19 protein-coding genes and 1 tRNA gene are annotated in these 23,867 nt (G+C 43.4%); 15 read left to right on the forward strand and 5 right to left on the reverse strand.

The window, feature by feature from the left end; translation table 11 throughout:
* The 3 genes from ftsY to ftsX all read left to right on the forward strand — a co-directional run.
* Positions 1–1,098: signal recognition particle-docking protein FtsY (gene ftsY, locus EYR97_RS19585; RefSeq protein ID WP_131095361.1), on the forward strand; the 1,098-nt coding region annotated here is incomplete at its 5' end.
* A gap of 39 nt (positions 1,099–1,137) precedes the next feature.
* Complete coding sequence (ftsE, locus tag EYR97_RS19590) at positions 1,138–1,833, forward strand: cell division ATP-binding protein FtsE (RefSeq protein WP_131095362.1); 696 nt, start codon at positions 1,138–1,140, stop codon at positions 1,831–1,833.
* Positions 1,830–2,810, forward strand: coding sequence for a permease-like cell division protein FtsX (ftsX, locus tag EYR97_RS19595; protein ID WP_131095363.1), 981 nt, complete (start codon positions 1,830–1,832; stop codon positions 2,808–2,810). Before ftsE ends, ftsX begins: the two co-directional genes overlap by 4 nt.
* 52 nt (positions 2,811–2,862) lie before the next feature.
* On the opposite strand, the gene EYR97_RS19600 is transcribed toward ftsX, so the two are convergent.
* Together EYR97_RS19600 and EYR97_RS19605 are read right to left on the reverse strand one after the other, a co-directional pair.
* Entirely contained in the window at positions 2,863–4,098 is a 1,236-nt protein-coding gene (locus EYR97_RS19600; RefSeq protein ID WP_131095364.1) for an EAL and HDOD domain-containing protein, read from the reverse strand.
* A gap of 209 nt (positions 4,099–4,307) precedes the next feature.
* A complete protein-coding gene (locus tag EYR97_RS19605; RefSeq protein WP_131095365.1) occupies positions 4,308–5,540 on the reverse strand; it encodes an EAL and HDOD domain-containing protein in 1,233 nt (410 codons plus the stop codon).
* 533 nt (positions 5,541–6,073) lie between these two features.
* Here EYR97_RS19605 and rpoH point away from each other — a divergent pair.
* Positions 6,074–6,928 (forward strand): RNA polymerase sigma factor RpoH, encoded by an 855-nt coding sequence (gene rpoH, locus EYR97_RS19610; RefSeq protein ID WP_131095366.1) that lies wholly within the window; start codon positions 6,074–6,076, stop codon positions 6,926–6,928.
* A gap of 72 nt (positions 6,929–7,000) precedes the next feature.
* On the opposite strand, the gene EYR97_RS19615 is transcribed toward rpoH, so the two are convergent.
* Positions 7,001–7,633 carry a phosphoribosyl-AMP cyclohydrolase gene (locus EYR97_RS19615; RefSeq protein ID WP_131095367.1) on the reverse strand — a complete coding sequence of 211 codons (633 nt, stop codon included), beginning with the start codon at positions 7,631–7,633 and terminating at the stop codon, positions 7,001–7,003.
* Positions 7,634–7,905: 272 nt separating this feature from the next.
* Here EYR97_RS19615 and EYR97_RS19620 point away from each other — a divergent pair, with 272 nt between their 5' ends.
* The 5 genes from EYR97_RS19620 to EYR97_RS19640 all read left to right on the forward strand — a co-directional run bounded on the left by EYR97_RS19620 (position 7,906) and on the right by EYR97_RS19640 (position 15,742).
* The gene (locus EYR97_RS19620; protein ID WP_131095368.1) at positions 7,906–9,111 is read left to right on the forward strand and encodes a diguanylate phosphodiesterase; all 1,206 of its coding nucleotides are present in this window, start codon (positions 7,906–7,908) and stop codon (positions 9,109–9,111) included.
* A gap of 9 nt (positions 9,112–9,120) precedes the next feature.
* On the forward strand, positions 9,121–10,680 hold the full coding sequence (locus EYR97_RS19625) for a cell wall metabolism sensor histidine kinase WalK (protein ID WP_131095369.1): 1,560 nt from the start codon (positions 9,121–9,123) through the stop codon (positions 10,678–10,680).
* Positions 10,677–11,375, forward strand: coding sequence for a response regulator transcription factor (locus EYR97_RS19630; protein WP_131095370.1), 699 nt, complete (start codon positions 10,677–10,679; stop codon positions 11,373–11,375). The genes EYR97_RS19625 and EYR97_RS19630 overlap by 4 nt, the downstream gene beginning before the upstream one ends.
* A 235-nt stretch (positions 11,376–11,610) precedes the next feature.
* On the forward strand, positions 11,611–12,909 hold the full coding sequence (locus EYR97_RS19635) for an amidohydrolase (protein WP_131095371.1): 1,299 nt from the start codon (positions 11,611–11,613) through the stop codon (positions 12,907–12,909).
* A 22-nt stretch (positions 12,910–12,931) separates the two neighbouring features.
* Entirely contained in the window at positions 12,932–15,742 is a 2,811-nt protein-coding gene (locus tag EYR97_RS19640; protein ID WP_131095372.1) for an ATP-binding protein, read from the forward strand.
* Here the strand turns inward: EYR97_RS19640 and nhaA are convergent.
* Entirely contained in the window at positions 15,704–16,978 is a 1,275-nt protein-coding gene (nhaA, locus tag EYR97_RS19645) for a Na+/H+ antiporter NhaA (protein ID WP_131095373.1), read from the reverse strand. The two genes, EYR97_RS19640 and nhaA, sit on opposite strands and share 39 nt — an antisense overlap.
* Positions 16,979–17,261: 283 nt before the next feature.
* On the opposite strand from nhaA, the gene purE reads away from it, so the two are divergent.
* The 6 genes from purE to EYR97_RS19675 all read left to right on the forward strand — a co-directional run bounded on the left by purE (position 17,262) and on the right by EYR97_RS19675 (position 21,585).
* A complete protein-coding gene (purE, locus tag EYR97_RS19650; RefSeq protein WP_131095374.1) occupies positions 17,262–17,756 on the forward strand; it encodes a 5-(carboxyamino)imidazole ribonucleotide mutase in 495 nt (164 codons plus the stop codon).
* Positions 17,753–18,889 (forward strand): 5-(carboxyamino)imidazole ribonucleotide synthase, encoded by a 1,137-nt coding sequence (locus EYR97_RS19655; protein WP_131095375.1) that lies wholly within the window; start codon positions 17,753–17,755, stop codon positions 18,887–18,889. Before purE ends, EYR97_RS19655 begins: the two co-directional genes overlap by 4 nt.
* A 61-nt stretch (positions 18,890–18,950) precedes the next feature.
* A tRNA-Thr gene (locus EYR97_RS19660) sits at positions 18,951–19,026 on the forward strand.
* A 65-nt stretch (positions 19,027–19,091) separates the two neighbouring features.
* Entirely contained in the window at positions 19,092–19,610 is a 519-nt protein-coding gene (locus EYR97_RS19665) for a copper chaperone PCu(A)C (protein ID WP_131095376.1), read from the forward strand.
* A 191-nt stretch (positions 19,611–19,801) separates the two neighbouring features.
* Positions 19,802–20,275: a Dps family protein gene (locus EYR97_RS19670; RefSeq protein WP_131095377.1), complete on the forward strand. Its 474-nt coding sequence runs from the start codon at positions 19,802–19,804 to the stop codon at positions 20,273–20,275.
* A 164-nt stretch (positions 20,276–20,439) separates the two neighbouring features.
* Positions 20,440–21,585: a PQQ-dependent sugar dehydrogenase gene (locus tag EYR97_RS19675; protein WP_131095378.1), complete on the forward strand. Its 1,146-nt coding sequence runs from the start codon at positions 20,440–20,442 to the stop codon at positions 21,583–21,585.
* Between the two features lie 118 nt (positions 21,586–21,703).
* Here the strand turns inward: EYR97_RS19675 and EYR97_RS19680 are convergent, their stop codons facing one another.
* Complete coding sequence (locus EYR97_RS19680; protein WP_131095379.1) at positions 21,704–23,824, reverse strand: S9 family peptidase; 2,121 nt, start codon at positions 23,822–23,824, stop codon at positions 21,704–21,706.
* Positions 23,825–23,867: the final 43 nt, after the last annotated feature.

Below are 23,867 nucleotides of genomic sequence, written 5' to 3' on the forward strand. Positions count from 1 at the left end.
CAAGCTAGAGCGCAAGCAGAAGCCCAAGCTAAAGCGGAAGCAGAGGCTCAAGCTAAGGCGGAAGCAGAGGCTCAAGCTAAGGCAGAAGCAGAAGCCCAAGCGAAGGCCGAAGCAGAAGCCCAAGCACAGCAAGAACAGCCCAAAGAGAAAAAGTCACTCTTCGCGCGTTTGAAAGCGAGCCTATCGCGCACTAAAGAGAACTTGGGCAGTGGTATTGTTAGCCTATTTAAAGGCAAGGCAATTGACGATGAGCTGTACGAAGATCTTGAAACTCAGCTTCTTGTAGCTGACGTGGGTATGGACACCACACAAAAGATAATTAATCACCTCACTGATAGCGCTTCGCGTAAAGATCTCAAAGATGCAGAAGCATTGCTCGATATTTTGAAGCAGCAAATGGCCGGCATGTTATCAAAAGTGAATCAACCACTTTCAGACGCATTACAAGCTCATGACACATCAGAAGGGCCTTTCGTAATCCTCATGGTAGGTGTGAATGGTGTGGGTAAGACAACCACCATAGGTAAGCTTGCTAAGCAGTTCCAACAACAGGGTAAAAAAGTTATGTTGGCTGCGGGGGATACATTCCGTGCTGCCGCAGTAGAGCAATTACAAGTATGGGGTGAGCGCAATAATATTCCTGTGATAGCGCAACACACTGGCGCTGACAGTGCTTCAGTACTTTATGATGCGCTAGAGGCGGCCAAGTCGCGCGGTACCGACATTCTTATTGCAGACACTGCTGGGCGCTTGCAGAACAAAAATAATTTGATGGAAGAGCTTAAGAAAGTGGTGCGGGTGATGAAGAAACTAAACCCCAATGCACCTCATGAAGTCATGTTAACGTTGGACGCAGGCACAGGGCAAAATGCAGTAAGCCAAGCTAAGTTATTTAACGAAGCGGTTGGGTTAACTGGGATAACCCTTACCAAATTAGACGGAACTGCAAAAGGTGGCGTTATTTTCTCTATTGCCGATCAATTTGAAATTCCTATAAGGTATATCGGTGTGGGCGAAGGCATTGACGATTTGCGTCAATTCGATGGCCAAGATTTTATTGAAGCCTTGTTCAGTGATATTGAAACACCAGAGAGCTGAGCTAATTAGGTTATAAGGGAAAGCAGTAGGGAAAAAATAATGATAAAGTTTGAGCAGGTAAGCAAAACCTATCCCGGTGGCCAGCGAGCGCTCAGCAAAGTGAACTTTCACATTGCTCCAGGTGAAATGGCATTTTTAACTGGTCACTCGGGGGCAGGTAAAAGTACACTGCTTAAACTTATCAGTATTATGGAGCGCCCCACTGTTGGGCGTGTCCTCATCAATGGTCACGATCTTAATACCATAACCCGTCGAGACATTGCCTATATACGCCGTGATATCGGTATGATTTTTCAAAGTCATCAACTGTTAATGGACAAATCGGTCTTTGACAATGTCGCACTTCCCTTAGTTATTGAAGGCTATACGCACAAGGAAATTAGAAAGCGTGTCGACGCAGCCCTCGAAATGGTTGGTCTTCGCGACAAAATGCGCTGTTTACCTATTACGCTTTCCGGTGGTGAGCAACAGCGTGTCGGTATTGCGCGAGCAGTGGTCAACAAACCGCCTTTATTGTTGGCCGACGAACCCACAGGTAACTTAGATCCCAAATTGTCGATGGAGATAATTCGCCTTTTTGAAGACTTTAATCAAGCTGGCGTATCTGTACTTATCGCGACTCATGATTTAGGTCTTATTGCCCGTATGCGCTATCGCACATTAACGCTTAAGCAAGGACAGATGATAACGGATGGGCTTACGAACGATACATTTGTTGCTGGAGATGAATCATGAGTATTTTGTTTAAAGGCCGCGCTCGTGGTGCATCATCGGCTAAAGTTGGGTTCCTTCAAGTCATTTTCATGTTCTTTGTCAGTCATGTACGACAAGCATTGTCTAGCTTAGGTGAACTATGGCGCCAGCCACTAGCTTCTATGATGACTATTGGTGTGCTGGGACTAAGTATTACCTTGCCAAGTACCTTGTATATCATGGTGAAAAATACCGAAAAAATTACTGCGGGTTGGGAGCAAGCGTCTGAAATATCGTTGTTTCTAAAACCTAATGTAAGTGCTACCAGTTCTCAGCAGTTAGTGGCTCGTCTGAATACATGGTCTGAAATTGATACCGTGGTGTATATTCCTGCCGACGATGCGTTAAAAGAGTTTCAACACTTATCTGGGTTGGGCGATGCCATTGCTTACTTAGAGAAAAACCCGCTACCAGATGTGGTACTTGTTACACCGGCAGAAAAGCACGCTTCGCCTACAGCAGCAAAAGCATTGCTGGATAAATTAAAACAGCAACGAGAAGTTGATATTGGCAAACTCGACATTGAGTGGCTTGAGCGCTTGTACGCTGTTATTGAAATTGCAAGCGACTTAGTGACGCTGATTGGTTTGTTACTTTTTATTGCAGTTGTCTTGATTATTGGTAATACCATTCGACTTAACATATTGAATAAGTACGATGAAATTGTAGTAATGAAGTTGGTAGGCGCCACCGATTCCTTTATTCATCGCCCATTTCTTTATACCGGTTTTTGGTATGGTTTACTCGGTGGGTTAATAGCATGGTTTGCTGTCATCATTATTTTATGGTGGATGGACAGCAGTATTACCGCCTTTGCCTCCCTGTATCAAAAAGAGTTTTATATTACAGGGCTAACGGGGTCTGCATTGTTAACGATGCTCGGATTGTCGATTTTACTGGGTTTACTGGGATCACTAATATCGGTTCAGCGCCATGTACGCCAAATAGAACCTAAATAGTCAGGCTGCGTTAGTTTGCTAGGTAGCAAACTAACGCAATTTAGAGCAAGCTCTACGCTATTGCGCGCGGGTAGTGCGAAGATATAGCGCTACGTACACCGTTACCCCAGACAATAGCTTGGTTGTACAGTACGTGAAGCTGTTTTTGGTCGATGTTTAAGATCTTTGCTTGTTTAATTACATTTAACCACAACGCACTCTCTAGCGATCTAACCAGTGTCATGTAGTTATTCATTTCAATGTTCTTACCAAGTAAAGCGTCATTTACTTCGTCTGATAAAGGTAACTGCTTAACAATGTCGGTCATCGATTGGTCTAGTAACCCTTCGAGTAGCGAAAATAAGCCAACCAAAAACGCGATAGGGGGGTTGTTTTTCAGTCCTCGACGCTCGGCCAAAAGATCAAAGAATTTAGCGCGAACCAGTGACATATGAATGATTTCAAGAGGCTTTTCATCACCTAAATTTGTCAGGCTAAGCAGCGCGATAAACTTCTTGATTTCTACTTCACCCATGTAATTGAGGGCGTGCTTTAAAGACGTTATTTTGTAGCGCTTGTTGATAGTTGGGTTGTTGATGAATTTCAATAACAAGAAGCTAAGAGTGGCATCTCGTTCAATGATTTCGCTAATGCGCTTGATGTCAAAGCTGGGGTTTGAGCTTTCCCCCATTAAATCGACCACATTCATCTTTGAAGCAGGTAGTTCTCGCAAAATGCGCGCTTCTGGCTGCGAAAAAAAGTACCCTTGAAATAGGTCAAAGCCCAAGTCGACACAAATTGAGAAGTTGTCTTGTGTATTCACTTGCTCTGCAACAAGCTTTACATTTGCATCGTGATAACGGGAGATTTGTTTTTCGATAGTATCAAAACGGGTTTTTGATACATCCACTTTTACAATATCAATAAGCGGGAAGATATCGTGTTGAGTACCGACCATCATCGGGTCGTCAATCGCCAGTTTGAAGCCCATTTGTTTAATGTGCTGACACGCCTCAAACAGGGCTACCGTATTGTCGGTTGGGTCAGCTAGTTCAACAATAACCCTATCTGGATTAAGCGTGGTTGGAAATCGAGAAATCAGCGTCTCAGAGGAGAAGGTAATAAAAGACGACTTTTCTCCACAAATATCATCAAGGCCCAACGGATGAAATTGTTCGGCAATGTATTTAGATTTTTTTTCATCGTGAATTGGATAACTGCCGTTCTTTCCATCCCTGAAAAGTAATTCATAAGCAAAAACACTTTTGCCTGCATCCAATATAGGTTGACGTGCGATAAACGCGAACATAATTCAACACAGCTCCAACATGGTTCAGTCGACACCTAATCATATGGGCGGCATGCCATTCCACAGAGTTTATAAGCATCGCTTTTTTAATTTCGTAAATTAATGAGCTAAAAATACACACTAATGTTTTAGTGTATGATACGAAAACGCGATTTAACAACTATATTGTTATATATATCGGTTATTGGGCGTTAAACCTTAACCAAACTCTAATCCTTGGAGTCACTGGTCGTTACATTGTGCATATGCTTAGCCCATTTAATTGCTTCGTTATAATAACTATGTAATAGACTTTGTTTTAACTCGTATTTTGCTGCAAACTGTTGAATACCTGCCCACTTCGCTCGCTCAAAATACTGCGTCAGTGTTAGGCAGTTTCTTAATAAACCGGGTTGTCCGCAAAGGGCGTCTTTTACTGCATCGCTAATAGGCACCTTGCTGACGAGGTCTTCAATACTTTGCTCCATCATGGCATCTAATAACGACAATAAACCCGTAAGGAAACCTGTCAGAGGGTTATCGTTAGGATGAATTTGTGTATAGATCAACTCACAGAATTTAGCCCGTACAAGTGCCATTTGCATTAATTCGGTAGGCTGACCTTCGTTTAAATTAGCAAGAGCTAGCAATGATATGAACTTCTTAACTTCAACTTCACCCATGAAAGTCAAAGCATGCTTTAACGACGTAATTTTATGTCGCTTGTTTACTAGTGGGTTATTGATAAAGCGCAACAGTAAATAAGTAAGAGAGGGGTCCCTTTCAATAATTTTGTTCACTTCATCGAAGTTGAGTTTGGGTTGGCTGCTCAGCGTTAGCAGCTGCATCATAGTTAAACCACTTGGGCCTATTTTGCGATGCCTGACTATTTCTGGTTTGGCTAAAAAATAGCCCTGAAAATAGTCAAAGCCCATATCTTTGAACTTTCTGTATTCCTCATAGGTTTCAATCTTCTCTGCCACCAACTTTATGCCATTAGACTTGAAACGGCTGACTAATGCGGGAATTTCATCGTGTGGAATTTCAGTGATATCAATTTTGACAACGCTGGTGAAAGGTATGAACGCTTCCCACTTACCTTTCATATCGTAGTCGTCTAATGCTATGGGATAGCCCAAACCGCGAATATGTTTGCACGCCGCCACTAACTCGTCGTCAACTTCCACTGTTTCAACTACTTCAATAACCACTTTGTTAGCATCGAGCGATGTGGGGAAGCGGAACATTAATGTGTCGCGGTGAAAATTGATAAAGGCTTTTTTATCGCCGGTGATCTCTTCTATACCCAAGCTGAGATGGGTTGATGTAAGGATCTTGGAGGTTGCTTCATCAGGCGGAATGTCGGGGAAGCAGTTATCTTCTCCAATTCTAAATAGCAGCTCGTAGGCGTAAACCTCGCGATTTACATCAAAAATGGGTTGTCTAGCAACATAAGCAAACATCAAATTCCTCTTTGCTGCACTTATCGTATTACCAATACTTCGACTTTTTTCATTATTCGTTAGTGTCTAGGTAAAACGTTACAGCGGTAGTGATATGCAAAAGATCGATTGTTTCGTTCTATTATTTTCAGTTTCGTCTAAGAAAAGCAAGGTATATGATAATGACATTAGTAAAGCAAGATTTAAAACACCCTGCATGCGTCAAAAGTGCAAAAAAATAATCGCTGAAGTTCATTTCTATGAGATTAACGCTTCAGTGATTCCGCGTAATAAAAGTATAATGCAGGGTGTGTAAAATTCGGTGAAGGGTGTGGCGTCTTGTCGCACAGTGTGAATTTAAAAGTTGGTGAGTTTAAAAGCTGATAGTGCTTTTGGCTTAGCAAAAAATTCTGAACGTTTTTTTTATGTCAGAGGTCTTGATATTTTAGAAAGTGTCTCTATACCTACATACCGGATTTATTTCATATCTTAATTAGGTCTCGCGCAGCTTTGGTTAGTTTGCTAACATGAAGCGGTTATTGAAGAGGTGAACAATGAGCAACAATTTGCAATCTATGGCTCTGTCAGTGCCACACAGCGGCAGCATTGAAGGTTATATTCAAGCTGTGAGTAGCATTGATATGCTCAGCGCTGAAGAAGAGCGCGAGTTGGCAGTGCGCCTACGCGAAGATGAAGACTTACAAGCTGCTCGCAAGCTGGTTATGTCGCACCTTCGTTTTGTTGTGCACATTGCGAAGTCATATTCAGGCTACGGTCTACCGCAAGCTGACTTAATTCAAGAAGGCAACATCGGTCTGATGAAAGCGGTAAAGCGTTTCGACCCAACAGTGGGTGTGCGTTTGGTGTCTTTCGCAGTGCATTGGATCAAAGCCGAAATCCACGAATTTGTATTAAAGAACTGGCGAATCGTTAAAGTCGCAACAACCAAAGCGCAACGTAAATTGTTTTTCAACTTACGTAAGGCGAAAAAGCGTTTAGGTTGGTTTACTCATGACGAAGTTCAAACCGTAGCGGATGAACTTGGAGTAAGTACGAAAGAAGTGCTTCAAATGGAAGCGCGTATGAGTAGCCAAGATCAAGCATTTGACCTAACGGCTGACGAAGATGAAACTGGCAATTTTGCTCCTGTTCAGTATTTAGAAGATAAATCTTCTGATGTTGAGACTGACGTTATTAATAGCGATTGGGATACTGCGGCAAGTAAGCGGTTGTATTCGGCAATTAAAACGCTAGATGAGCGTAGCCAAGACATTATTGAAACACGCTGGTTGGCTGACAATAAAATTACGTTGCAAGACCTTGCTGATAAATACCAAGTTTCAGCAGAGCGTGTTCGTCAAATTGAAAAGAATGCGATGAAAAAGCTTCAAGCTGCAATGGTAGCGTAAAGCAACGTTAAAGTAGTTTTTATGACGCGTTAGTAAAACACGCCAAACTTAATTGTTTGGCGTGTTTTTTGTTTATGAGGGGTTGTATGGTAATGATGATTGGTGTGCTACGATCCTAAGTTTACCTAACTTATCCTTTACATAGGCGAAGGTGTACTCTACCTTTGTTTCATCGCCTTTTGTGTCAGTAAAATAGTAGTTCCCCATTGCAACCGCCATCCGACAACTGTTGTTAATTATCCCAACATTATCAAATTTAACGTTGGTGTAAGGCTTTATGGCAAACCCTTTGTCCTCTGCATAAGCTTCGTTTCCCCCGACAAAATAAGAAAGAGCAGCATCAAAGCTAGACCTAAATTGCGCTTTTGCCGCTAATGTCGGCTTAAAGAGTACACTACTTAGATCGTATCCATACATTTCTTGAATAAAGTCTGCTGCCGCAGTGGTGTAATCACCATTTGCTGAATAGGTCGCGCCAATATTTACAATACCGTCTCCCCACATTTTTTGCGCGTTAACCACTTCCCTTTCAGAAATACACTCCTCTGCATAAAGCAACTGACTGTGTGCCGAGATTGGCGTTGAACCTGAATCGACCATCTCTGGTGCACTACTAAAGTTCTTAGAGTGGGCAGTAGAGCAGCCGGTTAAAACTAGTGACGCAGCAGAGATAGCAAGTAATCTTTTAGCAATTGTATATTTCATAGCAGTACCTTCTTATCACTTTACATTTAATGTTTACGGCTCCCTAATTTCTGAGAGCGTTTGACTAAAGCGTAAAGTTCTCGCTTGAATAAAGCTTTAAGGGAACATTAATAGAAGATTAAAACGCTGAATTTGAACTAGACTGAAGACGTCACATAATTCTATGAGGCTGAATACCAAAATTATATTCGCCATAAATAAACACTTTCGACCATTTTAGCGTATGTATTTTAAGCGATTTAAAGCCAACATGACGTGAGTTGAGGTAAGCCGTGTTAAGACAGTTAATATATCGAAGCCGTGCGACTACGCCTATGACAGATGAAGACATCAGAAAGATTGTCGATGACTCACTACCTTTTAACACCGCGCATGACATTACGGGTTTACTTCTCTTTGACGGAGAGTTTTTCTTTCAAGTCCTTGAAGGAGCCAGTGACTCAATCCTGTTATTATTTGAACACTTAAAGTCAGATGCTCGTCATACCAATATTATTAAGGTACTGGATACCACAATTAGGCAACGAGAGTTTGGTAAGTGGAGCTTAAAGCCCTTTGTTTTCAATCACCATAATAATTGCTACTGGTTACCCTCAGGTCTCAAAATTCGTCGCGATAGCCGAGCTTTTTTTCTGTTAAATAGTTTCGCTACTGGCCAATGGCGTAATTGTGTATCCGCGGAATATAGGTCGAAGCTAAAGCGCACTCTGTTCATCGAAGAGCGTGTTGTCGACGCATTTCCCAATAGTGAAATTCAATTTGCATTCCAACCTATAGTAGATATAAAAAATGGTGTTATTTCTTCATTGGAAGCGCTACTTCGCACACCAGATGGAGCCTTTCCGGATGTATTTTTATCCTCGTTGTCAGAATCTGAGCGGTATGTTTTCGATCTCAAGTCCAAAGCCGTAGCTATTGCTCAAGGCGCCAAGCTTCTAAAGCCAGGTCAGGCGTTATCAGTTAATCTACTTCCAGGCGCGATAACCCATACGTCAAATGTCGCAGAGCAACTGATACGGTATTTGGAGGCTGTAAAACTAGCACCTGAGCAGCTGATAGTCGAAGTTACAGAAAGTGAAATGGTTAAAGAAAGCGATGCTTTTTACACAGCCGTCGACAGTTTACGCTCTTCTGGTATTCGGTTAGCGCTAGATGACTTTGGTGCTGGTTACGCCGGCTTGTCGCTCTTGGCTGATTTTATGCCGGACAAAATAAAGCTTGATCGTGCTATTACCAGAGGAATTCATGAAAACGGGCCGAGACAGGCCATATTACAAGCGGTATTTGAGTTTGCTAACGCAACGGGCAGTCATCTTATTGTAGAGGGCGTAGAGTCATTTGAAGAGTGGTTATGGCTTTATAATGTAGGTGTTCAAAAATTTCAGGGCTTTCTATTTGCAAAGCCAAAGCTCAACGGTGTAAATGCAATTAACTTTGATACCAGTGCATTCTCGTCGACTGAAGAAAATGATTTATAGGCTTGGCTTATGTACAAACGCAAGATATATGTCTTTGGTGTAATATCTGGCTTGATAATGATGATATCGTTGGTATGTACCGCCATCTCAGCGTACATGACACGTGCGAATCTCACACAAACCACAACTGCACAAACACTGCTATCAGAGCATCAAAATTTAAGCAGCATTTCCTATCGGATGTTCAAACAGCTTACCGATGAATTACTGTTTGGAAAAAATGCCAATCAAGCGGTTATTCGCAATAAACAAGCACTTATCGAGCAATCGCTTAGCAAAATTAGAGTACTTGAGGTGCAGCAACGCCATGCGCTGGGTAAAGCTATTACTGACGGCAGTGTCGAAGATACCGATGATTTGATGGCGCTTATCAACGAAATTATTGACGAGTTCAATGCAATAGCGACGGAAGACTGGGATAAGTCGTCGGCGTTACAAAACCGCTTACAGTACTTACTCGAAGTTAAGATAGACAATGAGTTCAGAGAAGCAATCAATGCAGCCGTGGTTCGCCAAGGTAATGTAGTGACCTCAATAAATGCAAGAATTGAGATGTTGAATACTGCCATTTTATGGTTTTCTATAGGAATTAGTGTGTTTGCAATGCCGCTAATACTTTTTGCCTGCTATTGGTTGTTCAACCAGTTGTACCAACCCCTTGCGCTTATCAATAATGGAACAAAAGCCATTGCATCAGGAGATTACAAACAGCGCTTACCAGAGACGTTAGACAGTGAATTTACAATATTGGTTGAGAACCTAAATCGACTCGCATCGCGACTGGCAGAGCATGAACAGAAAGAGCGCCAGTCTAGAAAGGAGCTTGAGTTTAAAGTAGAAAAGCGTACACGAGAAATCTCAGAAGTGAACGAGCAGCTTACTAAGGTAGATGCTAGAAGGCGTCAGTTTTTGGCTGATATATCTCACGAGCTTAGAACGCCTCTGACTATTATTCGTGGTGAGGCACAAGTTACCTTGCGTCAGCAGTCGACTTCACAAGATGTTTATCGCGAAACACTTAGTTCAATTCTGACCCAGGCGGTTAATTTAAGTGAGCTGGTAGATGACCTTCTATTATTGGCGAGAGCGGAATTGAACCAGTTAAAGCTCGATAAAGCAAAGCATGTACTGGAAGTGTTTTTACAGCAGCAAATTGAGCAGTGGCAACGTGTTTATCCCGAGCGCAAATTTAGCTTACACGTAGATGAGGCAATGAAAAACGTAGCGTTGAGTTTTGATGAGCAACGTTTTCGGCAGGTTGTTTCAATTATACTGGACAATGCATGTAAATATTCAAAAGCAGATACTCACGTTAGTGTGAAAGCTGAACAACAAAACCAAATGGCTGTTATTAAAATACAGGATTTCGGTGAGGGAATTTCGCCATCTGATATTAACCACATATTTGAACGCTTTGTTCGGTTTAAGCACAAAGCTGAAGGCATGGGGTTAGGTCTTGCTATTGCAAAAGCGATTATAGAGGCGCACGGTGGACGTATTGATGTTCATTCAATGTTAGGCGAGGGGAGTACATTTATTATTCATATGCCACTGGAGTTTGTTGAATGAAAGTGTTGATTGCTGATGACGAAGAATCACTCGTTAATTTCTTATATCGCGGGCTATGTGTTGAAGGGTTCGAGTGTACGAAAGAGTTGCAACTGCACAATGTAGAAACCCACGCAAGGCGTGAGCAACCAGATGTCATCATTTTAGATAGAATGTTTAATGATGAAGACAGTATTAATATTATCGAAAGACTCAAGCGACTACCACATTCTCCAATGGTTTTGCTTCTAACTGCACTGGACGATGTTATAGAAAAAATAGCAGGGTTGGATAAAGGGGCTGATGATTATTTATGTAAGCCTTTTGACTTTGATGAGTTGATTGCTAGGGTTAACGCGCTTTGTCGGCGAGCAAAGAGCAATCATGAGACTAGTGCGAAAGCCTTGCGTTGTGGCAATATTGAACTTGATTTGGATGCACGAATAGCCAAGTCATTCGATGAAAATACAGGCTTTCACGAGCTTAGTTTGACCAATATTGAATTTAATCTATTGCAATATCTTATGGAGTCGCAAAATAAACTGCTCACCCGAGAGCGTATCCTAAGCCGCGTGTGGCAAAGCAACAGTGACCCACTGACGAACATTGTCGACGTGTACATAAGTCGACTAAGACAGAAAATGCCGCCTCAATCTGGTATTGAAATTGTCACTTTACGAGGGAATGGGTACAGATTACAGCAGACGCATAAATGATCTGATTTATACTAGTGTCTAATACATTTGTTCTCACTTATACGATATTTTTCAGGTGCCTGTAGTGTTCATTATTGCTGCGTAGGTTAATTGAAAACTATGGTTCGTGTACAAAATAAGCCTCTTGATAGCGCTATAAATTTTAAAAAGTAGTCGGTAAGGCATTCACTCTTAATGATGTTTTCTTATTCAAGATGATCTACTCTGTCTAAAAACACCAAAGGAAATAATTATTATGTACCGGAAAATGCTTTCAATTGCGGTGGCTGGGGCAATGTCGCTTTCAGTTGCTTCTGCTAACACGGTTGATGTCGACGCATTGGCAAGTAAGGTAGAAGCGGATGTAATTAGCTGGCGCCACCATTTTCACGAGTTCCCAGAGCTTTCAAACCGCGAATTCAAAACCGCAGAGTATGTTGCGTCTTATTTAAAGAGTCTTGGGCTCCAGGTACAAACTGGTGTGGCTAAAACTGGGGTTGTGGCTATTTTAGATTCGGGTAAACCGGGTCCTGTTGTGGCATTGCGTGCCGATATGGATGGATTGCCTGTAAAAGAAGAAAGTGCTTTGTCTTATCGCTCAAATCAATTGGGTGAGTACAACGGCAAAGAGGTACCTGTTATGCACGCATGTGGCCACGATACACATATGGCTATGCTTATGGGCGCGGCAAAAATACTGACTGACATCAAAGGTGAATTGAAAGGTAAAGTGAAGTTTATTTTTCAGCCTGCCGAAGAGGGTGCTCCTGCTGGCGAAAAAGGTGGTGCTGAAGTTATGGTAAAGGAAGGGGTACTTAAAAACCCTGATGTTGACGCCATTTTTGGCCTCCACATTAGCGCAAATACCGATGTGGGCACGGTGCGTTATAACTCTGGCGGAACCATGGCTGCGGTGGACCCATTCAAAATTGTAGTTCATGGTAAACAAGCGCATGGTGCATATCCATGGAAGAGTGTGGATCCAATTGTTACTTCAGCACAAATGATCATGTCTATCCAGACTATTGTCAGTCGAGAGCTTAAACTTATAGATGATGCAGCAGTAGTATCTATTGGCTCCATTCACGGCGGAAACCGCTCCAACATTATTCCTAGTGAAGTTGAAATGGTGGGTACAATTCGTACTCTGAACAAAGCGGCTCGTGAGCACATATATGAAGCATTACCACGAAAAGTAAAAGCTATTGCAGAAAGTATGGGCGCTGAGGCGGAATTAACTTTGCCGCTAGACTACTATTACCCTATTACTTATAACGACCCAGAGCTAACCCAACAAATGCTTCCTACAATGCAGCGTACGGCGGGTGTTGAAAATACCTTGTTGTCTAAACCTGTAACTGGTGCAGAAGATTTTTCATTCTTTCAAGAGCAAGTACCTGGTTTGTATGTGTGGGTTGGTGGCAAGCCACTGGATGTAAGTGAAGAAGACAGCCCAGCACATCATACTCCTGAGTTCTATGTGGACGATTCGGGTATGAAGCTTGGCGTGAAGTTGCTAACCAATTTCACCTTAGACTATATGGCTAAGCACTAAGCGATAGGGCCGGAGACTGAATGTGAAATTAAACCCCTCTTTATTTTCATGGTCTCTGGCGCTTCATGCGATATTGACCTGTGCTTTAGGTACAGGTCTTAATTTTATTCCACCTCCTTTTGATAGTAGTGGCCTTGCCGTTTTTGGCATGGGCGTTGCGGTTTATGCTGCTCTGCGATTTTCTCCTTATTTATCTATACCTATTTCTCTCATCATAAGTGCGCCATTGTGGCTCAATAACGGCAGTATCGTCGGTAAAGAAAGCCTGACTTTGCTTCCGCTTGTTATTAGCTTATTTGGGTACGAGAAATCGATGAAGCAAGTCATCAAAGTAGGGGGCGGGTTTTGGTCTATTGTCTTTCTTCCCATTTTAGTTCTTGAGCATGCATTGTACGATGGTGACAATGCTAATGTGTTGTTTTCTGGTGTGTTAGTTACTTGGATTAGTGGGGTGTTTGGCCTTCTCACTGGACATTTTGCTCACATAGCTGCGGTCGGCTTTAGACAAAAAGCATCGCTTAAGTCTGAACGCGTTAGTTTGCATTTCTTACTCGGGTATTTTTTCTCTGGCAGTTTTTTTGTGGCATCAATGGCGGTAATTTACTTGTCAGTCACTCTGTTCCAACATCAGCAAGAAAGCCAAATTCACCGATACATGTCGCAGCGTACGCAGGTTCTTGAATATCAGCTTTCCGATTTTATTCGCAGGCATAAAAATGCGGTTACAGGGGCTGCTCAGGTTTTATCAAATGAAGCACTTAGCCCGAATTTTAACGAAGCAGCTGATGCTCAGTTGGGAATACTTGCCTCGCAAAATCCTGAGTTTTTAACGTTTCTTGTTGCTGATAAAGACGGTGATATTACCCAGGCGTATCCGCCGTCTTTGTTACAAAAAGCCATCATGGATGGTTTTCCCAATGTCGCCTATCGACCGTATTTTTATGAAGTCATGCAATCAGGCCAACCCTACCTCTCTAACGCCTTTCAGGGCTCGGGATTTGGCAACGATCCCATTATCGCAATATCTGCACCAATTATGAACAAAGATGGTATCCCTAAGGGAATTGTCGAAGGGTCATTGTCGTTAAAGAGCTTTCAGAGCATTGATGCATTAAATTTACCGGGCTTTTTGATGTTAATCGAAGGTGCTAAGGGGGAAGTGATCTACGCATCTTCAGGTCTGGATATTACACCTTTATCAAAAGCACCACTGTACGGCTGTGAGCCCAATTGCTCTCCAGAAGTAAAAGATGGTCCTTTGGGTAAGGTTTGGCTTAGGTTTGCGGCAGACTTGTCTTCGGTTGATTGGAAGATTAGCTATTACTATGACACTCGGCGATTACTGTCGCTTCTCAGTAGGTACTTACTCAAAGATCTTTTATTGCTATTAGCACTGTCTGCTTTTGGCACCTTCACGGGTTATGTGGTTGCTAGAATGGTAGGGGCGCCTATTCGTCGACTCGTTGCATATATTGCCGAATTCAAGCCATCTCAGAAAACACAATCAAAAGTGCCCCAGTTATCATTGCATATTCAAGAGCTTGCTTCCCTCAGTGATGAATTTATGAGTTTGGAGAAGAGGTTACTCGATGCGTTTGATGAACTAGAAAAAGCGCGAAACAACGAGCAACATTTGAATGTTGAGCTGAGTAAATTCAATCAATTACTTGAAGCAAGAATTGATGAGAAAACACAGCATCTAGCCCTTGCTTTAAAAGAGGCTGAGGCTGCCAATACAGCAAAAACACAATTCTTGGCTAATATGAGTCACGAAATAAGAACACCTATGAATGGCATTATTGGTTCCTGTGAACTCATTCTTGAAAACGAACTCCCCAGCCACGTTGAAGCGCGCGCTGAGACAATCGCACGTTCGGCTAATAATTTATTGATGATATTAGACAGTATTCTCGATTGGTCGAAAATCGAGTCTGGTAAAATGCAGTTAGACATTACCAGCACGGAAATTAAAGCGCTAATTAATGCGTCATGTGACTTATATCGATTTACCGCAGAAGCCAAAGGGGTCAGCATTGAACTTGACGTCAGTGACGATGTGCCAGAGCTCCTCAATATTGATACGGTAAAACTCAGTCAAATACTGAATAACTTACTGAGCAATGCGGTGAAGTTCACACGCCAAGGTAAGGTTTCGGTTAATGCAAGTTATAACTCAGGGCAATTAAAGGTTGCTGTTCAAGACACCGGCGTGGGTATTGAAAGCAACAAGCTCAATGTTATTTTTGATAAATTTGAGCAAGCAGATGCATCAATTACCCGTGACTTTGGCGGTACGGGGTTAGGTTTAGCCATATCCAAAGGGCTAATAGCGCTTATGGGTGGCGAACTAGGCGTGGATAGTATAGTTGGGCAAGGTACAACATTTACATTTACCTTACCGTGCTCGCATGGCAAACCTGTGGCTAAAGTAGCCCCTCAGACAGTACTTACGCTACCTGATAAACTGCGTATATTATTGGCAGAAGACAATGATATTAACGCAAGTATTGTGATGGAAATGCTTGCTTCTGAGAATGTTAAGTGTATACGGGCCGTCAATGGAGCCGAAGCAGTCAAAGCAGAGAAAAGATATGATTTTGATGTGGTCTTGATGGACTGCCAAATGCCAGTAATGGATGGCTATTCGGCAACCAAAAAAATAAGACGAGAAGGGCGCAATAAGGACAATATTATCATTATTGCGCTAACTGCTAACGCCTTCTCTGAAGACAAGGCCGCTTGTATCGCGGCCGGAATGAACACACATCTTAGCAAGCCCATCCGCAAAAAAGTGCTATTTGACTGTATTGCCCGTGAGATTGCTCGCGTTTGAGGCTTTTTCAGTGCCCTCGTTGTCAGCGTCACTGACCATTCTCAGTACCGCGTATCCCAAAACGGCTGAAACTAAAGAGCCTGCGAGAATTCCAACCCTTTCATCAAAAATTTGATTGATACCCGTTTGCGCAAATGCCAGGCCGCCGATAAATAAACTCATGGTGAAGCCCACACCACACAGCAGTGCGCAGCCGTAAATATGTTTCAAGTTAAGGTCGGTTGGGAGCTTGGCAATATTCATTTTGATCATGACGTAGCAAAAGCCGAATACGCCAACTTGCTTTCCAACAACAAGCCCCAGAAAGATGCCAAAGGTTACGGGATGGAAAATACCCTCAGGGCTGATATTCCCGAAATTAACGCCTGCGTTTGCAAATGCAAACAAGGGCAGAATAGCGAAGCTGACTACGCCATTTAGCGCGTGTTCAAGACGTGTAACAGGTGAATATGATGTGTCTTTTACGTCGCGCATCGGAATAAACCCAGCCAGCACTACACCGGCAAGTGTGGCATGAACACCAGACTTCAACATAGCAACCCAAAGTACCGTTCCTACAAAGACATAAGCGGGAATGTCGACAATATTGCGTCGATTCATTTGCCAAAGCACTATTAAGCAACCCGCAGCGATGTACAGCGCACTCGCAGTAATTTGCTCAGTGTAGAAAAGTGCAATAATAACAATGGCGCCGATATCATCGATAATGGCTAATGTTACTAAAAAAACTTTCAATGCGGTGGGTACACGGCTACCAAGCAATGCCAATATTCCTAATGCGAAGGCAATATCTGTGGCGGCAGGTATGGCCCAGCCTGCAACGGCAACGGGGTTGTTCCAGTTAATTCCAACGTAAATTAAGGCCGGTATCAGCATACCGCCAAGGGCGCCTGCGGCAGGTAACACAATTTGCTTGGGATCAGAAAGCTCGCCTTCGCAAATTTCTCTTTTGAGTTCAAGGCCAACATGAAAGAAAAATACCGCCATAAGGCCATCGTTTATCCACAATAATAATGGCTTGTCGATTGCCCATGTTCCCGCTGAAATTTGCACGGGTAAGGTGATAAGTTGATCGTAAATTGATTCTATTGGTGAGTTCGCAATGATAAGAGCAAGTACCGTCGCCATCATGAGCAGAATACCGGGAGCAGCTTCTCTGTTGAGAAAATCTGAAACGACATCTTGTACTTCTTCAATTACTCCATCAATTACATCAGATTCGTGCTGATTTGCCATTTAACACCTCACAATTAGCTGGTTCTACTGGTCAATTCAACCATGCAAAGAAGCGCGCACTACTATTTTTTCCACATCATTAGGAAAAATATGAATAAAATAACGCTAAAATTAACTTTTATTAATACGGGGGATCGGGCGATATGAGATCATTCAATCTGCTCGTTTTACCGTTTTGGACGGCGACTTGGTGATGATCTTAGCGGTGGGATTCTGTACGGTTTTACGCTACAATCGCGGCCTTTCCAATGTTGTCCACTTTACCTACCCCGAGGATCTCTAGATGGCAAAAGTCGCGATTGTGATGGGTTCAACTTCAGACTGGCCTACTATGCAACAGGCCGCCAAAATGCTGAAGTCGTTTGGTGTTGAATTTGAAGCGAAGGTGGTGTCTGCGCACCGCACCCCTAACTTGCTAGTTGAGTTTGCTGAAAGTGCAGCAGATGAAGGCTTCAGTGCCATAATTGCTGGTGCTGGCGGTGCTGCACACTTGCCTGGCATGATCGCAGCGCATACACACCTTCCGGTATTCGGTTGCCCAGTAAAATCTAAAGCACTGAACGGCTTAGACTCGTTACTTTCTATTGTTCAAATGCCAAAAGGTGTTGCTGTGGGAACGTTGGCAATTGGCGAAGCTGGCGCTGCAAATGCAGGTCTACTTGCAGCGCAAGTAGTGGCGTTGCAAGACGAAAGTGTTCGCGATGCTGTTATCGCGTTTAGAAAAGCACAAACAGACACGGTGCTAGCGTCTAGCAACACATTGGAGCTAGATGAATGAGAGTGGTAGTTTACGGCGCAGGCCAGCTTGCACAAATGATGTATCTTGCTGGAAGCCCTTTAGGAATAGAGGTTCAAGCGGTTGATGTCAATGACGATACCGTTGTACATCCTGTAAGTAAAACGCCACTAGATGTCACGCTGCAACAAGCTATCGAAGGTGCTGATGCACTGACGGTAGAGTTTGAACACGTTCCAGAACGGTTGTTAGAACAAGCGGCACAATCTAACAAGCTCATGCCAAATATTGACAGTATTCTGGTTGGCGCAGATCGCGTTCGCGAGAAGAAGCTTTTGGAAACAATGCATGTTGCCAACTGCGAACACAAGATAGTGACGCAACTTGACCAGCTTGACGAATGTGTTGCCGACCTAGGCGAGAAGCTCATTCTAAAAGCCAGTCGTGATGGTTACGACGGTTATGGGCAATGGCGTCTGTCTGATGCATCAGAATTACCGGCTTTGAAAAAGTCTCTTCAAGGTCTAGATCTTGAAAATGTGCCATTGGTTGTAGAAAAGATGGTGGCCTTCGATAGAGAACTGTCACTTATTGGCGTACGTAACGCGAATGGCGATGTACGCACTTACCCACTTGCAGAAAACTTACATCACCAAGGTCAACTTCATGTGTCTGTGGCACCGGCCACACAAGTGGATGAAGCACTTCAGGCACAAGCTCACGACATATTTGTGAAACTTGCTGAAGGCATGAACTACATTGGTGTACTGGCGGTTGAGCTATTTCAAGTTGGCGACAAGCTTCTGGTCAATGAACTTGCACCACGGGTACACAACTCAGGCCACTGGAGTCAATCTGGTGCGGTTACTAGTCAATTCGAAAACCACTTGCGCGCAGTGTGCGGTTTACCGCTTGGTGATACGTCAGCCATTGGCCCAAGCGCAATGGTGAACATCATTGGTTGCAGTAGCTTCTCACGTGATCTACTGAGTATCGATGGCAGCCACTTGCACTGGTACGGTAAATCGGTGCGTGAAAAGCGCAAAATGGGTCACATAAATGTGACGACTAACAGTTACCAAAAGCTTGGTGAAAAACTGATGGCGTTGAGTCAATATTTACCGCTTGAGTACTTCCCTAAATTAATTGGCGAAGCAACGCGATTAAAAGGTTGACACCAACGCTTTTATCGCTAGAATACGCATCCGCTGTCACAGGCAGCGGTTTTTCTAGTGTGCCGACTTAGCTCAGTTGGTAGAGCAACTGACTTGTAATCAGTAGGTCGCCAGTTCGATTCCGGCAGTCGGCACCATTTCGCTTTTTTCTTAAAGCGTTCTTACGTACACTAAGTTCCTAAACCAATATGGAGCAGGCTGTATGTCATCATTCCCCAAGTTTTCTAATACGCTACTAGCTGTATGCGCACTTTTTACTTTTCCAGTTTTCTCTGCCGCAGCCCAGCATAATCATACTTCCAATCAATTGGCCTCTGAAGAGTCTACTATCATGGTAATGAACGGGTACGCACGAGCGACATTTGCGATGGCTAAAACGGGCGCTGCGTACTTTATGCTACACAACCAAAGCGACGTGGATATGGTACTCACATCGGTTGACGTAGACGCTACTATTGCCGATGAAGCACAAATTCATACCACCGAAATGCAAGGGGATATGATGAAGATGCGCGAAATGAAAGAGGGCGTCACTGTTGCTGCAAATGGCATGGTTTCGTTCGAATCTGGTGGTTATCACGTTATGCTTTTGGGGTTGAAGAAGGGCTTAGAAGAAGGCAGTGAAGTGGCACTTACGTTAACTTTCGATGAACAGACCACTGTATACGTTGTACTTCCGGTCAAAAAAGATGAAAACCAAGGTCATCATCACCATCACTAACTAGAGCGTGCTGAATATCGAGGCAAGATTTAAACCCTCTGATTCTTCACGCTCAATAACCTTGTATTGAATAAGGCGATTCGTGCAATCAGTTTTATGCGAAATCTTTTTCAGTGAAACTAGCGTAGTATTAATCACACATTAAAGATTTCTATTCAAACTGGTTTTGAAAATAAGCTAAGGAGTGTGACATGAGCAAGATTGATATTGGTATTTCTGAAAGTGATCGCAATGCAGTGGCAGAAGGACTGAAAAAGCTACTGGCAGATTCGTACACGCTTTACCTTCAAACCCATAATTTCCACTGGAATGTAGAAGGCCCGCAATTTCGAGAGCTTCACCTAATGTTTGAAGAACATTATACCGAGCTTGCAGAAGCAGTGGATGAGATTGCAGAGCGTATCCGAACGTTAGGTATCGCTGCGCCGGGTACATATAAGTCATTTGCACAATTAAGTTCGATTGAAGAAGTAGAGGGTGTGCCTGAGGCAACCGAAATGGTTCGACTTTTAACACACGGACACGAGCAGGTGGTTAAAACCTGTAGAGCATCTCTGAAGCTAGCGCAAGAAGCTGATGATGAATCGTCTGCTGCACTTATTGGCGATCGTATGCGTGTGCACGAGAAAACAGCGTGGATGTTACGCGCAACATTACCTAAGTAGGTAAACTTAAATAGCGCAATAGTCTGAGTATTCGCGTTTAGCGTAATACAACGGCAAATTATCTTAAGGGTACAGCGATGCTGTGCCCTTTTTTGTATACTAGATAAAATTTACAAAAGTACTGCGACCTTCTTACGTCGCGAAAAACTAGACCGAGGCAGAAGATGATAAAAACAACACGGTTACTCAGTGCTGGTGCTGTAGCGTTGGCGCTAACTCAAACAGCGTTAGCACACGAAAATCACGATCACGGAGACCATGGTATTACCGATAGTGATATTAACGTTACCACCCTTGCTGAAGGTTTAGTTAATCCTTGGGGCATGGTATTTCTTCCTAATGGAGATTTATTGGTAACTGAGCGCGCTGGCGGTATTCAACGCCTTTCTAAAGAAGGCAAGTTATCCGGAAGATTGGCGAACGTTCCAGATGTCGTTGCACAAAACCAAGGTGGTATGCTCGACATTACTATCGATCCAGACTTCAATGACAATAACACGATTTACTTTTGTTACAGCAAAGCAAGCGAGGTTGAAGGTAAGCCTGGCAGTAGCAGCAGTGTAGCGAAAGCCACACTTACCGACAGTGGTTTAGACAATGTTGAAGTTATCTTCAGCGCCGATTCAATTGTAGATAACGGCTTTCACTTTGGCTGTCGTTTAGCCTTTGATGCAGAAAAGCAGCTATATATCACCATGGGTGATCGCTACAAATACATGCAAGAAGCACAAAATACCAATAACCATTTCGGTACTATTGCTCGAATTAACCGTGATGGCAGTGTGCCTAGCGATAACCCGTTTATTGATGGCGACGCCCCTGAAGTATTTAGTTACGGTCACCGCAATGTTCAAGGTGTAACAATACACCCTAACACTGGAGCCGTATGGGCAATGGAACACGGCCCTAAAGGCGGTGATGAAATTAACCAAATTAAGGCTGGTGCAAACTATGGTTGGCCTGTGATCACCTACGGTATTGATTACAGTGGCGATATTATTAGTGACAAAACCCACATGGAAGGCATGGAGCAACCTTGGGTTTATTGGGACCCATCAATCGCACCGAGTGGACTCACTTTCTACACTGGTGAAATGTTCAAAGAGTGGGAAGGTGATGTCTTAGTTGGCTCACTTAAGTTCACCCATCTACGTCGTATTGATGTAGAAGATGGAAAGCCTGGTGAGCAGTTCGAGTATGTACGCGACAACCAAGCGCGTATTCGCGATGTAGAGGTAGCACCTGACGGTTCAATCTATCTGCTTACCGATGCGCCCAACGGTAAAATTTTAAAGCTAACTAGAAAGTAGTCTATGTGAAGGCCGAGTTTTTAAACTCGGCCTTTTTACTTGCGAAGTTATCGTTGCAAGGCTGTGCAAGCGTTACCTATCAGTAGACAACTGCTGGCACAAGCTTGCAATCTAATCACTATTTGTTGTCATTTGCTTTCGTTTTATAGCGTTCAAACCACGCCAAAATATTTCCTACTTTTTGAATCAGACGTGATGGGCGACTAGCAATACCGTGCGATGCTCCGGGAATACGCACCATTGCAGCATCAACACCTTGTAGCTTGAGCGCTTGATAATACTGCTCAGACTCACTGATTGGCGTGCGATAGTCAGATTCACCGGTTAACAACAAAGTAGGCGTTGTTACATTGCCTACCAAAGACAGTGGGCTGCGCTTCCACAATTTATCAGCAATATTCCATGGCATGTCTTCCATCCAATATTGGCTGAAGAAAGGGTATGCATCGGCAGTTAACGCAAAACTCAACCAATTGATCACAGGCTTAGCGACTACTGCCGCCGCAAAGCGTTCTGTCATACCAATAGACCACGCAGTGAGCACACCACCACCAGAACCACCCGTAATAAAGAGGTTCTTCGTATCCACATAGCCCTTGGCGATGACGGCATCAACCACATCCATAAGGTCGTTATAGTCTTCTGATGGGTAGTTATGGTGAATTAGGTTTCCAAAGTCTTCGCCATACGAGCTACTGCCTCGTGGGTTTGACCAAACAACCACATAACCCTGCGCCGCCATGAGTTGTATTTCCGTGGAAAAATGTGGCCCGTAAGCTGCGTGTGGTCCGCCGTGGATTTCCAGGATAAGCGGGTACTTTTTGCTGCTGTCAAAATTGGGAGGAAGGGCAATCCATGCGTCGATGTTTCTTTCATCCACCGTAGACGTCACATTCAAGTCTTCTACGTTTGCCAGCGTTTTGTGCCCCAGTGCGTCTGTGTTCAACTGCGTCAGTAGCGTTGGCGCTTTGTCTTTGCGGTATAGGGCCAAATCACCCGGCATAGTACGAGACGCTGTAGTAAATACAATATCGCCTTTTTTACTTACTGCGAAATCGCCTGAAGTATAGGGTCTGCCAAACGATTGGCCCCCCATTGCAATATCTAGTGGTCTAATTTCACCTTTTAAGTTAGTAGCAGCAAGCTTGGTTTCACCTTCATCAAGGTAACTAAATAAAAGGCCTCTACTGTCTTGGCGCCAAACAAATTTTCCCAATGCTCTGTCTAATGATGTAGTCAGTCGTGTTACCTCGCCACTTTCTAACTCCATCACAACTAAGTCGCTGTTTTGATACGACAGCTTCCTGTCATTGAGTTGACTAAATGCTAGGTATTTACCATTGGGGCTAATTGTTGGTCTACTTTCTGGGCCATCTATCTGAGTAACCTGTACTACTTCAGCACTATTCACATTAACTTTGTAAATATCGCTGAAAAGCGGGTGTAAGGCATAATCTTCACGGTGTGGTGTTGCGTAGTAAATCCACTCATTTGAGGGAGAAAAAGCAAGCGAGCCGCCGTTAGGATATTTACCTGTAGTCAATTGACGGGGAGTACCGCCCTCTACGGGTAATACATAAATCTGCTCATATCCTTCGCGAAGGTAACCACGCCCGTCACCGCGATATTGTGTCGCATCTATGTATTTGGCTTGTTCTGCCCATTTTGCCCCTTTCGGCTTGGCGGGCATTTTAGTAAACAGTGGAGCTTGCTTCTCTTCAGTAAACAAGGTGAACGCTAATGTCTTGTTATCGTTTGACCACGTTATTTGGCGAGGCGACTCTGATAGATTAGTTAATCGTACAGACTGTTTACTATCTAAATAATACAAATGCAGTTGCGTACGTCCATCCACTGCCTTGGTGTAGGCGATGAGCTTTCCATTAGGGGAAAGCGTGGCTTGAGACAGGTTGGCTTCATCACCAATGAAAGGGCGGTGCTCGCCTGATTTGATGTTAACTTGCCATAAACTACTGTGTCTGCCATCTGACATGATGTCCATGCTTTGTCGACTATAAACCACAGTGTCATCACTAATGAATTGCGGGCTAGTTACAAACTCAAGGTTAAAGGTATCCTCGAATTGTAGAACCTGACTTAGTGAGTCATTTTGAGGTGAAGCTGAGGTTGAAGATGCGTGCTCTTCTGCGTACACCGATGTTGCACTAGCGAGTAGCAAAGACAAAGCTACAGAAGTCGAAAGGCGACGCTTCTGTTTTATGAGTTGAAACGCAAACATGTCATGTTCCTGGTTTTTTATTGTATTGCACGCTTTTTCGAAA

Source organism: Alteromonas sp. KUL42, from assembly GCF_006538325.1.
Lineage (GTDB): Bacteria > Pseudomonadota > Gammaproteobacteria > Enterobacterales > Alteromonadaceae > Alteromonas.

Bases quoted from the DNA above. Each gene is read 5' to 3' on its own strand.
- ftsE (WP_131095362.1), top strand. From the start codon at position 1,138: ATGATAAAGTTTGAGCAGGTAAGCAAAACCTATCCCGGTGGCCAGCGA.
- ftsX (WP_131095363.1), top strand. From the start codon at position 1,830: ATGAGTATTTTGTTTAAAGGCCGCGCTCGTGGTGCATCATCGGCTAAA.
- EYR97_RS19600 (WP_131095364.1), bottom strand. From the start codon at position 4,098: ATGTTCGCGTTTATCGCACGTCAACCTATATTGGATGCAGGCAAAAGT.
- EYR97_RS19605 (WP_131095365.1), bottom strand. From the start codon at position 5,540: ATGTTTGCTTATGTTGCTAGACAACCCATTTTTGATGTAAATCGCGAG.
- rpoH (WP_131095366.1), top strand. From the start codon at position 6,074: ATGAGCAACAATTTGCAATCTATGGCTCTGTCAGTGCCACACAGCGGC.
- EYR97_RS19615 (WP_131095367.1), bottom strand. From the start codon at position 7,633: ATGAAATATACAATTGCTAAAAGATTACTTGCTATCTCTGCTGCGTCA.
- EYR97_RS19625 (WP_131095369.1), top strand. From the start codon at position 9,121: ATGTACAAACGCAAGATATATGTCTTTGGTGTAATATCTGGCTTGATA.
- EYR97_RS19630 (WP_131095370.1), top strand. From the start codon at position 10,677: ATGAAAGTGTTGATTGCTGATGACGAAGAATCACTCGTTAATTTCTTA.
- EYR97_RS19635 (WP_131095371.1), top strand. From the start codon at position 11,611: ATGTACCGGAAAATGCTTTCAATTGCGGTGGCTGGGGCAATGTCGCTT.
- nhaA (WP_131095373.1), bottom strand. From the start codon at position 16,978: ATGGCAAATCAGCACGAATCTGATGTAATTGATGGAGTAATTGAAGAA.
- purE (WP_131095374.1), top strand. From the start codon at position 17,262: ATGGCAAAAGTCGCGATTGTGATGGGTTCAACTTCAGACTGGCCTACT.
- EYR97_RS19655 (WP_131095375.1), top strand. From the start codon at position 17,753: ATGAGAGTGGTAGTTTACGGCGCAGGCCAGCTTGCACAAATGATGTAT.
- EYR97_RS19665 (WP_131095376.1), top strand. From the start codon at position 19,092: ATGTCATCATTCCCCAAGTTTTCTAATACGCTACTAGCTGTATGCGCA.
- EYR97_RS19670 (WP_131095377.1), top strand. From the start codon at position 19,802: ATGAGCAAGATTGATATTGGTATTTCTGAAAGTGATCGCAATGCAGTG.
- EYR97_RS19675 (WP_131095378.1), top strand. From the start codon at position 20,440: ATGATAAAAACAACACGGTTACTCAGTGCTGGTGCTGTAGCGTTGGCG.
- EYR97_RS19680 (WP_131095379.1), bottom strand. From the start codon at position 23,824: ATGTTTGCGTTTCAACTCATAAAACAGAAGCGTCGCCTTTCGACTTCT.